Here is a 15,802-nt window from a genome sequence, read left to right as displayed (position 1 = left end):
AACCAATGTGATTATCTAAAATTACTGGATCTGAAATTTTATCAAAACCTATTGGCTTATAAAAAATTAATGTTATAGTCAAAGGTTTTTTTATGTTGTTAGAATCTCCCTTTTTTTAAATGTATATTGTACATATTTCATCTTTATATCTGGTGATAAACCTATTGTATCTTTAATTTTTATTTCGCCTTTTAGTCTTTCTTGTATATTTAAGGCTTTGTAATGCTTGTGTAAAAAGTATAAATCACCTGCTGTGACACCTGGAAAATTTTCAGATTCGTAGATTAAACCATTATATGCTTGTAAATCATTATTTTTAACTGATTTCCAAAAATTCTGAACCGTTGCTTTGATTTGCTTTTCATCTTTTTGTTTCTGATTGACACAGCAACTTATACTTAATAATATTAAGATTAATGAGATATATTTAATTGTTTTCATTACGGTAAAACTTTTTTATTGGTGTTTAATTGCTGGTTAAGAGGCTGTACAGGCAAATTGTTATTCCTAAGAATCTGGGTTCCGTTTTGGATGATTAAAGAATTGGGCATCAATCCTGCTCCCGGATTTGGTAAAGTTCCATCAAATACAAAATTGATAACATCATTTTTCGTTTGTTGGTTCATTTCAATTCCACTTTCATTTACCAAATCTATAACTCTATCCATTGTTTTAGCTTGAGAATTAATAAGTTTTACATCTTTAGCAGCTTGTGTATATGCTTTTGTACTTTTTATGGCATCAGGAATGTTAGAAGCTAAATCCATTAAGCCAACCAACTCTTGCGCTCCTCCTGCGGCAGTGTTGAGCTTATCATAATTCTTGATCATCTTGTTAGTCATTTCTAAACCTCTCTTGCTAGTGGTAAACTTTTGGCTATCCATGCTTTCCGGCGTTTCCTGTACATTTTCCATTGTTGCGCCATTTGGTGTAGGACCGCTATAAGCATGAGATTTTAATCTTAAACCTGATGAACCATCCGATATTCTTGCGCCACCTGGATTATATCCTTTTGTGGTCAATCCAATACCGGCAGCAGTAAAGGTTGCTTGTCCGTTACTCATCTGTGATCCCGGAGCTCGGACAACTCTCATTGCGTTCCCATGAATTGCAAAAAATCCGGTATGATTTTTCAGTAATTCCAATCCTTCCAATTCAACACCCATTCCCAATTTATTTTCCTGGAATGCATAGGTAGAATTATATGTGAATTTTTCAGCCAAAGGATCAATATTAAAGAACCTTCCTACATCGGGCATATAATTTCTCCACTTAAAACTGTAAAGACCAGTCTCCTGCAACTCTTGTCCTTGGTACTTATACTTATATGCAGGATTTCCTACCAATCCATTATACCCCTCATGCTTCAATCCAAACGGGTAATAGTTACTTTCTTCAATGATCTCTGTTCCTGCTCCATTTTTAGCATAACTTAATCTAACATTTCCAAGGTGGTCCGTATAATTATATACATACTTTCCGGTTTCAACATTAAAATATCCTTCTGATGTTGGGAAAAACTTTAATATCGAATTGGTATACTGAAAACCATCCAGATAATCGGTTGTTTCTGTTCCGAAAACCTTTCTTACTTTCACTCCGTCTGCTCTGTAAATATAATCAGTCACTTTGGAGTTTTGGGTAATCTTACCCGGTAAATTTAGATAATTATATTGGATGGAGGAAATTCCTTTATCCAACTGAGTGGTCATATTTCCATTGACATCATAAGTAATGGTGCTTCCTGTACTTCCTGATGCTAACGGATATCCGCTGATGGCATTTCCGGTGCCGATTTCTTTTAAATAAGATAACTTATTACTTTGTTCCCCATTTTCATAATGGTATTCCAGATTGTCCATTACTTCTGGTGCGGTATATCCCGGAAGATGTCTTCCTCTTCTTAAAAGGCTTTTAATGTTTCCGTTAAGATCATAGGTAAGCTGTTCGTGGTATTCTCCTCTTTCCAAATTCATGGCATCCCAGAAACGTCCTTCTTTAAGTCGGTTAAGAGCATCATATTCATAAGAGTAATTTCTCAATACTCCATCATTTTGGGTAATCCACGACATCTGTGAGATATTTCCATTATATCTCGCAGAACCTGAAAACTGACTGTTAGGGTTGTTATAACGCAACTCATACGCAAAAAGTTTATTCTGCAGATTGGAAGGATCATTCACTTTGGTCATCCAGCCTCTGATATTGTAGGCGTACTTTATACTTTGCAGTGGGCTGCCAGTGGTATTTCCCACGTTTTTCGTCTGCAGCTGCCCCAGATCATTGTAAAGATTTTCTGCCAGAAGCTCCTGAGCCCCTCCATTTACCTGGTTCCAGTGTCTTACTAATCTTTCCTGATGATCATATTCAAAAGTTTCTTTGATATTTACTTTAGTATCGTTTGCAGATCTTTTGTGCTCAATAAGGCTATACTCCGGCACTCCGGAAAATTTCAGGAAGCTTTCGGTCTTCGTGTATCCTCCCAGATGGTTCAAAGAATGGGTAGCGATTGATCTTCCTTTTTTATCATAGTAAGTATATACTTTTGTCCAGCCATCATTTTCAACATTCTTAGTATAAGAAGCCGTTGGAAGACTTTTCGTACTCACTTCTGAATTCTGTGTGGTCTGAGGTAATACATCCTGTCCTAAGACTGCACTTACTGCCGGAGCTCCCTGGGGATAGGTATCATAATAATTGACAGTCAAAAGCTTATCAACTGTTGTAGGATAAGACACGTTTCCATATTCGATACTGGTTCCATTCAGCGTAAAGCTTCCTCCACGGGTTTCAAAAGTATCTGCAAGTTGATTATCAATGGTATTCTGTATGGTATTTCTTGGATTGGCATCTCTGGTAATCCCTGCATACACTACTCTTCCGAAACGGTCATATTTTGTGAACATCCATGACTGATCCGCTGAAAAATTAGCTATTCCATTTTTGAGAGCAGTATCGCGATACAGGATAACCTGATCTTTTTTATTGTATACCATTTGTTCCAGGCCTTTTCCCGGAAGTCTCTTTTCCACAAGCCTGTTTTTACCATCATATTTATACTGGTAGCAAAGATGTTCCAGTGCAGAAGCTGAAACGGTTGACCCGGCAGAAGCTAAAGGCGGTATCACAAATGCCAGCTGGTCATATTCATTATAAACATAATACGTATCTGCATTTTCTGAAGCACTGATGACTTTTCTTACCAATAATGTTTGCCCCTGACCATTTTTAAATTCTATGGTTTTATTACTGTCCTCATCGGTTACCGTATTTTTATACAGCTGTGCATCTCCGTATGTACCGGATAATACAAGCTGAGAAGAAGTGGCTCCATCCACCCATGCGGTAACGGTGGTAAATTTTTTAACTTCACCCACCACATTGGCTTCATATTCAAAAACAACAGGCTTGTTCTGCCAGTCAGTTCCCGGATTTTTTTGGTTTAATAACCGGTCAAGCGGAGAATCCTCTAATGTTTTGTGAGTAAAAGGATAGGAATCAGTAATGCCGTTAGACTGATAGTAGCTGTTAGCACTTCCTTCTACCCCTGTTTGAATATTACCGCTTAATGAAGCCATAGGTACCGGAAGCCAGCTGTCCACCTGTCTTCCAAAATTGTCATAAGGAATATGGGTTACCAGGTCTTTTCCTGTAGGAGTTGATTTAATACTCACAGTCTGTTTCGGTCTTCCAAGGCCATCAAAAAACTGAACACTCTGTATCTGCTGAAGAGATCCGTCTGAAACGGTAGTCGGAACTAAATACTGTCTGGTATAGACATAATTTTCCGTAGTTGGAAGACTAGACGAATAATTGACTGTAATTGGAGTATAAGTTTCTCCATTGCCAGATGATGATCCTCCGATGTAAGCCCGGAAAGTTCCATTGACAGAACTGAACTTAAACCCCGGAAGCATACGTATACTTTGCGGGTCTGCTACTTCAGTATTGGGAGCAGGAGGAGCGGTTAAAACCACCTGTCCGAAGTTTTGAAGACTCAACAGCAACCCAATGCTTAGATATATTTTCTTATACATTTCTCTATATTAATGGGTTGTATTAGATTTCATCATAAGGAATTGCTCTTTCAATTGCTTAATTTCGGAAACAACGTTTTTAAGATCTGAATTCTCTCCTTCTAATTTTTGTATTTTTTCCTGCTGATCCTTTAACTGTCTTTCCTGTTTAATAGCATAAAGGGTAAGCTCTTCGATTTTCTGTAATAATTTGATCTGAAATTCACCAACGTTTACTCCTTCTTTTTCCATCACTTTGGCAGAAGCAATTTCAGGAAGGTGCTTTTTCTCTTTAATATGTTTGGCTACTTCTTCAAGCTTTGGAAGGTCGTAGTTTTCTTCAAATACAAAGTCAGCCGTTGGAGTTAGCGTTACTTTAACTTCTTTTGCTTCTAATTTACCATTTAAACCCATATTACCATAAAAAACAGTTTTTTTATCCGCTGGATAAAAACTAACAATATTATTATTGTAATCTTTTCCTATATAAAAATAATCTATATTGTCTTTAGGTCCTACCGCACCGAATTGTCCCATATTATTTGAAACAGAAGTATCAACAAATCCATATCCTCTGGACCAGTATGTATCATAAGATCTAATTGCTGCACCAGATACAGGTGCATTTTCTGAAATTAAAAACCTATTTTGAATATCTAATGTTGCTTTAGGGGTGCTTGCTCCGATTCCAACATTTCCATTATAAAGGATTGAAAATCTTTCAGTCATGCTTGTTGCACTCGTATTATCATTAAGTAAAATAGAAAATTTCGACCCATATATATTCCCTGTTTCTTCAGTAGCAGTGATTCTTGCCTTAGGAGAGTTAGAGTAACCAGCAAATTCTAATGCTGGATATTTAGGACTGGCAGAGGTACCGCTCCATCCTGCTGTTGAAATTGTTATCTTACCTCCGTTTTGGTTACCCACTTCCAGATTAGCATGAGGATCGGCAACTCCGATTCCTACGTTAGAAGATGTAGGGGTAGAGGTCTGATTGACAATACCTGATGATGTATATAGCTGTGCAAAAGATAATTGAGCGGCTAAAATTCCTGCAATGATTATTATTTTTTTCATAATTTAAGTTTTTTTATTGTTTATAGTTATATTTAAATTCTTTTAATAAGTTGCCTGTCTGGCTGCTTTCTCTGATTTCTTTAAGCCTATTTGCTGAATCATAAATATATACTTCCCTGATTCCCGACGGAGGCGTGATGCTTCGAACGCCGATTAATGGATCGTATGTGTAGGTACTAATCTGATAAGTTGACAATGCTGAATTATTTCTAAACAAATCTAAAGCGGAGATCAATGACTGTTCTGACGCATCAGTACCCAACTGTCCATCATTAATGGAAGCATTCACAATATTGTCAATGATTGTTTGAGAAATATCTGAAAGTTTTGCTCCTTCTATTTTAGCAATAGGCTGGGTTTTATTGTAACCCCAAATGATTGTGGTTGAAACACCTTCTTTTGAAGTATATTGCTGTACATTTCCTTTAGAATCGTATTTGTCATAAGTAATTTCTGTTGTTGCTGCTCCCGTTAATAAGTCATAGGTCGATATAGATTTCGGATTAAAATTAGCAGGATCATTATCATATTCTGTAACTACTTTTGATGTTTCCCTTGAGACAAACCCAGTGTTTGTCCATTTTTCAAGTTCATACGTTATTTTTAAAGGTGTACTCAGAATATTTTTGAGTACAAGTTTAGAATCTCCTGGTAGAGATGGATATGAATAAGATGTTTTATAAATAACTTCCCCCCCGGGCTCATTTTTTTGAATTTGAGAAACACTTAGGGTTTTATTGTCCAAATAGTTATAAATTGTATTTTGAACAAAATTTCCGTTAGACAGATAATTTTCATCACTGACCACATCAACAACAAACGGCATGGTACGTATTCTACTTTTTTGAACCCAAATCCCTTTAATAAGATTAACTTTGGTGGTGTAATCTTTATCTGTATTAAAGTTACAATTGTTTGTTACATTATTTCCCTTAATTATGTTTTTACAATATGGATGAAAAGTCAGTGTTTTGTATTCTGTTGTTATATGACGAATCTCATTATTATCTTTAAAGAAAATCTCATCCCTTAACTTTCCTCTCCTATCGCTGTTATCAATGAAGAAAACTTTCGAATTTTTCTGGTAATTTTCCAAAGCTATATTACTGTAGTTTGAAAGATAAAATTTTGTATTCGCCAGCAAATCATCAGCATAATCAGGGTACCATAAAGAGCTGGTAAATGTATATTCTTTATACAGAGAATCATTTAAATATTCCTGTACTTTACTATATTCCATATTCTGTTTTGAGAAAATGCTCTGCTCTATATTTGATCCCTGCTCAACTATACGCTTAATGTTTTGTTGGGCAGCATTAAAGTTTTGAGTATACTCTGTATATGTAAAAAAATCATAATTTGATTTTAAAATTCCTGACGAACCGGCACTAGGATTATCCCTATTCTGAAGGTATTTAAAATCACGAATAATCGGATTTCCGTAATTGGGAGTATCTATCATTTTTTTTATTCTCAGCCCACTTGTTACACCTGTTGAACCAACAACCTGTGGGAGAAAATCAGTGGTGGAATTCCTGACAATTTTATATGAAAAATCATGGGGTTCGTAAATAAATTCAGTGGTTCCTTTCGTAGGATATATTATTTTTTTCAAAATACCGGCATCAGAATATGCAGGATTCGAATTTCTGCTGTCTCCTGTTATCGTTAAATCACCTGTTATTTTTGAAAAAGTATAGGCAGGAATAATTGGATTATTCTCTGGCTTACCATTCCAATATCCCCAAAAATCTACTGCCCGGGTTGTTTCAGGAGGAAAGAACCCGTCATTATAATATTCAAAATTATATTCATCCTGGTTTAGTTTTAATTTTGTTAAAAGCCATCTTTTACTTGCTGAGCCTTTAGGACTAAGATTAAAATCTACAGTTTTAACAGTTTTATATCTGTTTTTAATCAGAATTTTTTCCAGATAGTCATATCTGTAAGAATCATTTAATGTATTCAAATATTGAAACTCTATCGTATAATTATTGTCAAAAACACCTGGGGAGACCTCTTTATCAATAAAGTTTATTTTTTGTAGTTTTACTTTTTTAGTCACATTATATGATAGGTATGGGCTCTGCCATGTAGAAGATTGTCCGCTTCCAGTTACGTGAGATCCATTTATACTCCCGTCAAAGCTATTCTCGGAGGAGGTATTGATCTGGTTCACATACTTATTGATATCAAAAGAAAAGGCTACAGCATTCATGTTCGCCGGGTATGGAAGCATATTTTTACGCTTACAGTAATTCATTTCCTCACCGATACCATAATCGTCATTGTAGGTATAAGAAATTCTTTTTCCGTCTTTAAACAGTACTTCTTTTAAATACCAGGAGGTTATCGTCATATTAGGAGCCCCATTCCCACCGACAACACCATCGACAGGTTCCTGTCCAAGATTACTGCTTATTTCAAGACTGCTCATTTGCCCCCCGAATAAAAAAACATTTCCTTTTCCATCAGTTATTTTAAAGCCAGAGGATAATGGTTTGCAGTCAGTAAGGTCTGCTACAGGCTGCTGCTGGTAATCACTTACATCTACTACTATATTAGGATCATCACAGTATACAATCGGAATACCATTATTAGTTAAATAAAAATATCCAGAAATTCCAAAAAAATTAAATGAATATTTATCAGACTCCATCTCAGCACGCAAACCAGATGAAGTTAAAGCAGGATAGTTATCTGAATTGTAGTTGGCTGCAAAAACTTCTTCATTGGTTTTATTTAATTTTATAGCCTGCAAAAAACCATTGATTTGTGATGAATCATAAATATAGTAATCATCCGGCTCACTATTAATTTCCCTTGTAATAACTCCTGCGGGATTCATGAACCAGTTTAATCCATAATATCCTGATTTTTTCAGTGGTAAAAAACCGGAGGAATCATATTGTAGGTTTAAATCTATATTATAACCATCTATGGTTTGTCTAAAAATGGGAATATTTATATCTGCCATTCCTGAAAATTTATTTACAGGAATGTTTCCCCTTTTTCATAGCTTGTTGCTTCAGGAGACTTTATATTGATAGGTGGATTTGTCACTTGAGACAATAAAGAATTACATCCTAACACAGTAAATGCAAAAAGCTTAATTTTTTTTTACTTATTCTCATGTTTTTATTTCTTAATTAATTTGGCATTCGCCGTTTTGTTGGTATCAGTTTTTATGGTGACCAAGTAAGCTCCCTGTACCAAAGTCTGGGTATTAATCTTAGTCACTCTGTTTTTGGTTTTTATACTTTGTAGCTGTCTTCCACTCATATCATACAAAAGAATATCTGCATCCTTAAAATCAAAACCTATTTCGACGTAAGCATAGTCTGAAACAGGGTTAGGATAGAGCTTGATGTCGTATTTCTCGATTAATTGATCAACCTGTTTGTCTCCCAGCTTTACGATCTTCCAGTTTTCTTTACCTAGCTCCTCTGCACTGGTTCCAGCCAGAATAATAGAACCGTCTCTGTTCAGCTTTAAATCGGAAAGTCTTTCTTCTTTCTTTCGTGATTCTCCTTTCACATGCTTTCTCCACTGTTCATTTCCGTCTTGGTCAAGATAGAGCATCCAGAAGGTTTCGTCATTGGTTTCTATTCTTCCTTCTGTCTGAGTATAACCACCCAATAAAATTCCTTTCGAAGATTTGTCATCAGCTGAATGTAGAACACTCATTCCCATCAGGATATCACGGTTCTTGAAATTGTAGGATTTTTGCCACTGTTCATCTCCTCTTTCATTTAAGGAAATCAGCCAAAGGTCTGTTCCTTCTTCCAGACCTACCGTTTTATTACCTGATCTCTCTGATCTGGATTCTCCGCCAATGATAAAGCCAGTTGAAGTTAAAGCCAGGGTTCTCAAATGATCATCTCCTTTACCTCCGAAGTTCTTTTCCCATTCTACTTTTCCGTTCTTGTCCAACTTGACAATCCAGTAATCACCCTCACCGAAATTGTCGCTCTGCTTTGAGGTTGCAGATAACAGGTTATAGACTGCAGATCTATCAGACGGAGTATTAGTATTGATTGTTGATTGCTGATTATTTGTTTTAACAACTCCACTTCTTGAATAAATTCCCAATAATGCCCCACCATCTTTCGTTGGAATCATCTTCTCTACTTCATCTAAACCTTTTCCGCCTAAAATTAATTGGGAGAGTTCCTTTCCGTTTTTGTCTAATCTGGTAATCCAGACATCTTTTGAACCGTATCCTTTGGGTGAGTTCTCTATACTTCCTGCAACAAAAAATCCTAAATCAGTAGTCTGGATAACAGCTCTGGCTTCTTCATCGGAAGAACTTCCCAACGTTTTCTGCCACAATTCATCTCCGAATTCATTGATTCTGATCAGCCAGATATCGGAACCGCCTTTGGAATCCTCTTTTTTATCCAATCCCTTTCCTGAATAAGAAGTTCCTGCCAAAAGAAATCCGCCATCCTGCGTGGTAACAGTGGCTGACAGATAATCATGGTTTTGTCCTGAGAAATATTTCTCCCAGACTTCTTGACCCTGCTGATTGAGTTTTACCAAATGAAAATCGTAACCATAGTTTTGCTTTTGGCTGCTGGCTGCTTGCGGTTGGCTTTTAGACTGTATAGAGCTTCCTGTAATTAGATACTGCTGATCAATGGTTGTAGTGACCTGGCTTAGAAAATCTTGGGTAGAAGATTGGATGTCTTTCTGCCACAACACTTCCTGGGCAGATACACCCAGGGCTGTGCATAAAGTAAATGCACCGAAATAGAATTTTTTCATCCTATGTTTTTTTGAGTTAGTAATTAGTTTCTTAAAACTTCGCGAATTTAACACTTTTTAAGATATGGAAATGATTTTTGTGTGGTATCCTGTAAATCATACTATTTTTAATTAGATTCTCTCTATTTATACCAGTTTTTATTTTATTATGGTGTAAAAATATCTACCCACAACGTCAAAATATGTCGTATTAAATCGAATTAATTTTAATTATTGACATAAAAAAACCACTCTTTCGAGTGGTTTGTTATTTCTGGTTTTATTTTACTGATAAATGACTTCATCATTCTTCTTGATCTGGTAACTCTTTTTATAGGGAGTTAAAACATAGCTGTCTTTCACATGAGTGCCGCTTTTCCAGATTTTTGCTTTTCCCTGCTTATCCAAAATAATGCTTTTTGCAGCTCCATCCGGAATGAATACTTCGGCTTTAGTCATGCTTTTATTAAAAATAACTGCCGTCATTGAAGTATAGCTTTTGTCTGAATTTACTTCTTTGAGTTTTATTTTCTGATTGAAAGTCTGTATACAATTATTTCGTAATTGGGAATAGGTATATCCCGCAGAGCCAATACAACCGTGAACATCTCTGTCACCTCCGAGAACAGGAGTACTTTTTTGCGCAAAAACGAATGATCCAAGGAACATGGTACTGAGTAAAATTATTTTTTTCATAGGTAAAATATTTGTTTTTTTGACTGGTTACAATATCCCAGAAATGTGATATTAATTAATTTCTCTAAGGTACAAAAAAACCACTCTTTCGAGCGGTTTTTTTTAACCGGATCTTACTGATAGATCACGATATTATCCTTTTTAAGCTGATATCCGTGCTTTTTGTGAGGAACCAATACATAACCATCCTTTTTCCATGCTTTGGCTTTACCTCCTGCTCTGGTAAGGATAATGCTTCTTTCACCGGCATCTTTTACAAAAACCTCAGCTTGTTTCATGTCTTTACTGAAAATAACTGCAGCTATTGAAGTATAGCTGTCTTTCGGAGCTACTTCTGTTAACTTGATTTTCTGCTCAAACGTTCTTATACAGTCTTTCTTAATTTGAGAATAAGTATATCCTGCAGAACCAATACATCCGTGTGCATCTTTGTCTCCACCTTTTATTGTTCCTTTTTGTGCAAACAGTAAAGAACCCAGGAACATTGTGCTTAATAAAATTGTTTTTTTCATGTCGATTTGTATACTAATAATTACCCGAGGTATTATTAAAAATCGTGCCAAAAAAAACATCATAACACAATCCGGTGAATTACTTTTCCGGATATTACTTAGTCCAGTTAATCTTTGAATGCTGAACATTGTCAGAACTGGTTCCGATCATAATATCAAATTCTCCTGATTCCCAGTCATATTTCAGATCTCCGTTATAGAATTTCAGGCTTTCAGTAGTAATATCGAAAGTTACTTTTTTAGATTCTCCTTTTTTCAAAAATATTTTCTGGAAACCTTTCAGTTCTTTTACCGGTCTTGTAATACTTCCCACCATATCTCTGATATACAATTGAACAACCTCAGCTCCGTCATAATTTCCCGTATTCGTTACAGTAACGGATGCCTGAACGGTCTGATTTCCTTTTGCAGTAGTAGTGGAAACTGCCATATCAGAATAATTGAATTTCGTATAGCTCAATCCATATCCGAAAGCATATAAAGGCGTATTACATTCGTCCATATAGTTTGAACGGAATCTTTCATAAGTACATTTGTCTACTTTATCCTGACTCAGCGGGCGACCTGTATTTTTAGCATTATAATAGATTGGCACTTGTCCAAGGCTTCTTGGGAAAGTCATTGGAAGTTTTCCCGACGGGTTTACTTTTCCGAAAAGAACATCTGCAATGGCATTTCCTGCTTCAGATCCTGCAAACCAGGCATTCAATATAGAATCCGGAGTATCTTTTACATTGGTTAAAGCTAAAGGACGTCCTGTGAAAAGAACCATTGCAATTGGTTTTCCCGTCTTCTTTAACTCGTTTAGCAGATCAACCTGAGACTGAGGAATGGTAATTTCTGTTCTTGAAGAAGATTCTCCGCTCATTTCAGCAGATTCTCCGATAGCCAGAACAATCACATCTGCTTTGTTGGCTACCTCTACAGCTTCTTTTAACAATTCTTCTTTCGAGCGGTTGTCTCTGTCTGTTTTTTTACCATGAGCTGCATAGATTTCTTCTAATTTGGCATCGTAATCTATATTGGCTCCTTTTGCTGATAAAAACTTAACTTCTTTTCCATAGTTTGACTGTAATCCCTGCATCAAAGAAACTGAAGCAGCATGTTTTGTCGCAACACTCCATGTTCCGGCCATATTCATTGAGTTATTCACCAATGGGCCGATTACAGCCACTGTTCCTGATTTCTTTAAAGGCAATACCTGATTGTCATTTTTCAATAACACCATGGATTGAGCAGCTGTATTTCTTGCTATATTACGGTTTTCCATATTATAGACTTCTTTTGCCGCTAACTTCGCATCTCCATGTTTGTATGGATTATCAAATAAACCAAGATCATATTTTGCTTCAAGAATTCTCCTTGCTGCCATATCAATTTCAGCTTGCGTAACTTTTCCTTCCTGAAGGGATTTTTTTAATGTTGTTAAAAAACCTTCTCCCACCATATCCATATCAACCCCAGCTTTTAAAGCCAAAGTAGATACCTGCTGAAGATCTCCCATACCGTGGTCTACCATTTCATTGATACCGGTATAGTCTGTTACTACGAAGCCTTTGAACTTCCATAGATTTCTTAATACTTCAGTCTGAAGCCATCTGTTACCTGTCGCAGGTACTCCGTCCACTTCATTGAAAGAGGCCATTACAGAAGCCACACCAGCATCCACTGCTGCTTTATAAGGAGGAAAATACTCATTAAACATTCTTACATGGCTCATGTCAACCGTATTGTAATCTCTTCCGGATTCACCTGCCCCATATAAAGCAAAATGTTTTACGCATGCTAAAATATTGGTTCCATTCGCAAGGTCTTTCCCCTGATAGCCATACACCATATTTTTAGAAATTTCACTTCCCAAATATGGGTCTTCACCAGAACCTTCTGATACTCTACCCCATCTTGGTTCACGGGAAATATCTACCATGGGAGAGAATGTCCAGTTGATCCCGTCGGAAGCAGCTTCTCTCGCAGCTACTTTTGCAGACTGCTGGATAAGGTTCATATCCCATGAAGCAGCCAACCCTAGAGGAATCGGGAAAGTAGTTTCATAACCATGAATAACATCCATTCCGAAAATCATAGGAATCTTCAGACGGCTTTTTTCTACTGCCACTTTCTGAACTGCCTTGATCTTATCTGCTCCTTTTATATTGAATAATCCGCCGACTAATCCCTGCTCTACTTTCTTTCCGATATCAGAGCTCTGTGCCTGTCCTGTAGTGAAATCTCCGGAAGTCGGAAGGTTCATCTGCCCAATTTTTTCATCCAATGTCATTTTAGATAAAAGATTGTCTACAAAAGCTTTCTTCTTAGCCTGATACTGAGCTGTCTGGTAAGACTGAACGGGCTTCGTTACCATTTCCTGTGCGGAAAATACAGGTGCCAATGCTAAAGTGGCGATTACAATTAACTTTTTCATAAATCTATCTTCTTAAATTATTGTTTTATATTTTTTGCTTTAATTTGATGGGTTTATTTTTCAATCATTGGTGTTTTGGATTACTTTTCTTTCTTTTTGGACAGCATCCATTCATACAGAGCTGGATTTGAGTAAGCCGAATCCCATGAGTTATGATTATCATTCGGGAAGATAACCAATTCTGCTGAAGGGTTTACAGGATGCAGCTTCTGATAAAAATTAAAAGCATTCGCAGGTAGTACAATATCGTCCATTCCGCCATGGAAAATTTTCATGTTCAGATCTTTAAACCCATGAATATTAGCGGTCATTACCTGATCTGTAGGGGCACACACTGAAGCCACTGCAGCAAACATTTCCGGATGCTCCATGGCCAGCTTTAAGGTTCCCCATCCTCCCATAGAAAGTCCTGTAAGATAAATACGGGAAGCATCAATTTTATATTTCTTCTGAATTTCCTTGATCAGATGATATACGGTAACCGTATCCCACCAAGTTCCTTCCGGGCATTGAGGCGCCAGAACCGCTACAGGTTCTTTGATCAGATTTTTATAGGTAAATGGACTGTGAGCCTTTACCAGGTCAAGATTAGTTCCCCGTTCTCCTGAACCATGAAGGAAAACTATTAATGGTACAGTTCCTTTAACATTTTGTGGGTAATCCAGAATGTAAGACATTTTCTCCTGTCTTTTAATTTCTTTATTGAGTTCCGCTTTTATCTCCTGTGCACTCATTGGTAATGAAAACGGCAGTAATAAAAGAGGAATATGTTTCAGTTTTAGTTTCATATTGTTATTTAGGTTTTGGTTAAAGCCAGCAGATTTGATTTTTTTTATTTAAGGAACCCTTCGACTAAGCTCGGGACAATGGCCGTTCCTTTTGAATTATTTTATTCCATATTTAGCTGACCGGAAGCTTAGTTTTTTTAATCCCTGCTGAATTTCCGGGGCATTCATAAATAACTTCCACAGGAATCCTGATCTGTAATTTTCAATCATGGGTGCTATCGTTCCCTGATCTATCGCCAGATATCTTGGGGTAAACCAATTATTATAATTAATGGAGGTCGCATCATAAGGTCCTGCAGATCCTATGAATTCAGGTTTTTGGGTATACATGAATCTCAGGAAAGCCATTGATTCTTTTGGTGTATAGGGAAAACTACTCAAGGCAGCTGTAGGAGTAATCACTCCATTATCATTGCCAGGCATATGGGCGGTATATCCTGTGCTTCCATCTTCATTTCTTGTATATCCGGCTGTAAGCCCCCAATAGTTGGGGCCATACCCTTTCCATTGTTTTGGATTTTCGACACAATATTGATAGTCGATAAGGGTTTGATTTTTATTGACGTCAAAGTAATTTTTGACAAGTTTATCGGATAATCCCGTAGGATCAAGCCCGATATATGAATATTGTGCCCAGAAAAGCGGGCCGCCGTATTCTTCGGCATAGTTGTGTTTTACATACAGAGGTAGTCCGTATTTTGTTTTATCTGTAAGGTAAGTTCCGTTTCTGGTCCAGCCTTTATAATAGGTTTCTGCATCAATGGAATAAGTAGGTGAAGAGGCTGCTAAAATATAAGTGATCAGGCATTCATTATATCCTTCAAGAGGAAAATTCATTTCCCATTGGTAATCCGGTGACCAGTGCCAGTATAAAACTTTCTCACCTCCTTTGGTATACCAGTTCCATTGGATTCCTTTCCACAGTTCATCACATTTTGCTGCCAGGGCTTTTTCTTCTGCATTTCCGTTTTTAAAATATTCACGGACCATCAGTATTCCTGAGGTAAGGAAAGCGGTTTCCACAAGGTCACCACCATTATCTTTTTTCCCGAAAGGCACTGTTTTTCCGGTTTCCCCATTGATCCAATGTGACCATGCTCCTTTATGGCGGTCTGCTTTAGCCAAGAAATCCATAATATGACTAAGCCTTTTCACCGCTTCTTTTCTTGGAACAAATCCTCTTTCTACTCCTACCAGAATAGTTGCCAACCCAAATCCTGAGCCTCCTGTTGTGATCACGTGCTTATCATTATCCGGATAAATATTGTCTTCATGGTAGCGCTCTCTTCCCAGCATTGAGTTAGGTTCTGCATAGTTCCAGAAGTATTTTAAAGCATCTTTCTGCACTCTGTCCATCAGTTGTTCATCCGTGATATTGCTTTTTACCGCTTCAGTTTTTCCGGTTTCCTGTTTGGCAACGGGCGCATTTTTACAGGAATACACAAAGAATAATGAAGTAATAGCTATTGATAATACGTTCCTTTTCATGAGATCTCTTTTTTAGGGTTTCTTACTAAAAGAAGAGGAGAACTTTCATTCTCC

The 15,802-nt window shown here is 36.9% G+C and carries 10 protein-coding genes; all 10 read right to left on the bottom strand.

Annotated elements, in window-relative coordinates:
* Nucleotides 1-90: 90 nt before the first annotated feature.
* Nucleotides 91-441, bottom strand: coding sequence for a hypothetical protein (locus tag KBP46_RS00325; protein WP_216444350.1), 351 nt, complete (start codon nucleotides 439-441; stop codon nucleotides 91-93).
* Nucleotides 441-4,037 carry a DUF6443 domain-containing protein gene (locus KBP46_RS00320; RefSeq protein WP_216444349.1) on the bottom strand — a complete coding sequence of 1,199 codons (3,597 nt, stop codon included), beginning with the start codon at nucleotides 4,035-4,037 and terminating at the stop codon, nucleotides 441-443. Before KBP46_RS00320 ends, KBP46_RS00325 begins: the two co-directional genes overlap by 1 nt.
* Nucleotides 4,038-4,046: 9 nt before the next feature.
* Nucleotides 4,047-5,096: a hypothetical protein gene (locus KBP46_RS23370; protein WP_253297132.1), complete on the bottom strand. Its 1,050-nt coding sequence runs from the start codon at nucleotides 5,094-5,096 to the stop codon at nucleotides 4,047-4,049.
* Nucleotides 5,097-5,109: 13 nt separating this feature from the next.
* Nucleotides 5,110-8,073, bottom strand: a complete 2,964-nt coding sequence (locus KBP46_RS00310; RefSeq protein ID WP_216444348.1) for a hypothetical protein — start codon at nucleotides 8,071-8,073, stop codon at nucleotides 5,110-5,112.
* Between the two features lie 161 nt (nucleotides 8,074-8,234).
* Nucleotides 8,235-9,863 carry a T9SS type A sorting domain-containing protein gene (locus KBP46_RS00305; RefSeq protein ID WP_216444347.1) on the bottom strand — a complete coding sequence of 543 codons (1,629 nt, stop codon included), beginning with the start codon at nucleotides 9,861-9,863 and terminating at the stop codon, nucleotides 8,235-8,237.
* 264 nt (nucleotides 9,864-10,127) lie between these two features.
* Complete coding sequence (locus tag KBP46_RS00300) at nucleotides 10,128-10,538, bottom strand: hypothetical protein (RefSeq protein WP_123277764.1); 411 nt, start codon at nucleotides 10,536-10,538, stop codon at nucleotides 10,128-10,130.
* Between the two features lie 113 nt (nucleotides 10,539-10,651).
* A complete protein-coding gene (locus tag KBP46_RS00295) occupies nucleotides 10,652-11,050 on the bottom strand; it encodes a hypothetical protein (RefSeq protein WP_123277765.1) in 399 nt (132 codons plus the stop codon).
* 94 nt (nucleotides 11,051-11,144) lie between these two features.
* Nucleotides 11,145-13,472: a beta-glucosidase BglX gene (bglX, locus tag KBP46_RS00290; protein ID WP_216444346.1), complete on the bottom strand. Its 2,328-nt coding sequence runs from the start codon at nucleotides 13,470-13,472 to the stop codon at nucleotides 11,145-11,147.
* 80 nt (nucleotides 13,473-13,552) lie between these two features.
* Entirely contained in the window at nucleotides 13,553-14,260 is a 708-nt protein-coding gene (locus KBP46_RS00285) for a prolyl oligopeptidase family serine peptidase (RefSeq protein WP_216444345.1), read from the bottom strand.
* Between the two features lie 96 nt (nucleotides 14,261-14,356).
* A complete protein-coding gene (locus KBP46_RS00280) occupies nucleotides 14,357-15,748 on the bottom strand; it encodes a glucoamylase family protein (RefSeq protein ID WP_216444344.1) in 1,392 nt (463 codons plus the stop codon).
* Nucleotides 15,749-15,802: the final 54 nt, after the last annotated feature.

It is taken from the genome of Chryseobacterium sp. PCH239 (genome assembly GCF_018924625.1).
Taxonomy (GTDB): domain Bacteria; phylum Bacteroidota; class Bacteroidia; order Flavobacteriales; family Weeksellaceae; genus Chryseobacterium; species Chryseobacterium cucumeris.
The sequence above is the reverse complement of the archived record's forward strand: the minus strand, read 5'-3'. Positions and strand labels throughout refer to the sequence as shown.

What these genes read in the sequence shown, in the direction of transcription:
- KBP46_RS00325 (WP_216444350.1), bottom strand. Translation starts at nt 441, where the DNA reads ATGAAAACAATTAAATATATCTCATTAATCTTAATATTATTAAGTATA.
- KBP46_RS00320 (WP_216444349.1), bottom strand. Translation starts at nt 4,037, where the DNA reads ATGTATAAGAAAATATATCTAAGCATTGGGTTGCTGTTGAGTCTTCAA.
- KBP46_RS23370 (WP_253297132.1), bottom strand. Translation starts at nt 5,096, where the DNA reads ATGAAAAAAATAATAATCATTGCAGGAATTTTAGCCGCTCAATTATCT.
- KBP46_RS00310 (WP_216444348.1), bottom strand. Translation starts at nt 8,073, where the DNA reads ATGGCAGATATAAATATTCCCATTTTTAGACAAACCATAGATGGTTAT.
- KBP46_RS00305 (WP_216444347.1), bottom strand. Translation starts at nt 9,863, where the DNA reads ATGAAAAAATTCTATTTCGGTGCATTTACTTTATGCACAGCCCTGGGT.
- KBP46_RS00300 (WP_123277764.1), bottom strand. Translation starts at nt 10,538, where the DNA reads ATGAAAAAAATAATTTTACTCAGTACCATGTTCCTTGGATCATTCGTT.
- KBP46_RS00295 (WP_123277765.1), bottom strand. Translation starts at nt 11,050, where the DNA reads ATGAAAAAAACAATTTTATTAAGCACAATGTTCCTGGGTTCTTTACTG.
- bglX (WP_216444346.1), bottom strand. Translation starts at nt 13,472, where the DNA reads ATGAAAAAGTTAATTGTAATCGCCACTTTAGCATTGGCACCTGTATTT.
- KBP46_RS00285 (WP_216444345.1), bottom strand. Translation starts at nt 14,260, where the DNA reads ATGAAACTAAAACTGAAACATATTCCTCTTTTATTACTGCCGTTTTCA.
- KBP46_RS00280 (WP_216444344.1), bottom strand. Translation starts at nt 15,748, where the DNA reads ATGAAAAGGAACGTATTATCAATAGCTATTACTTCATTATTCTTTGTG.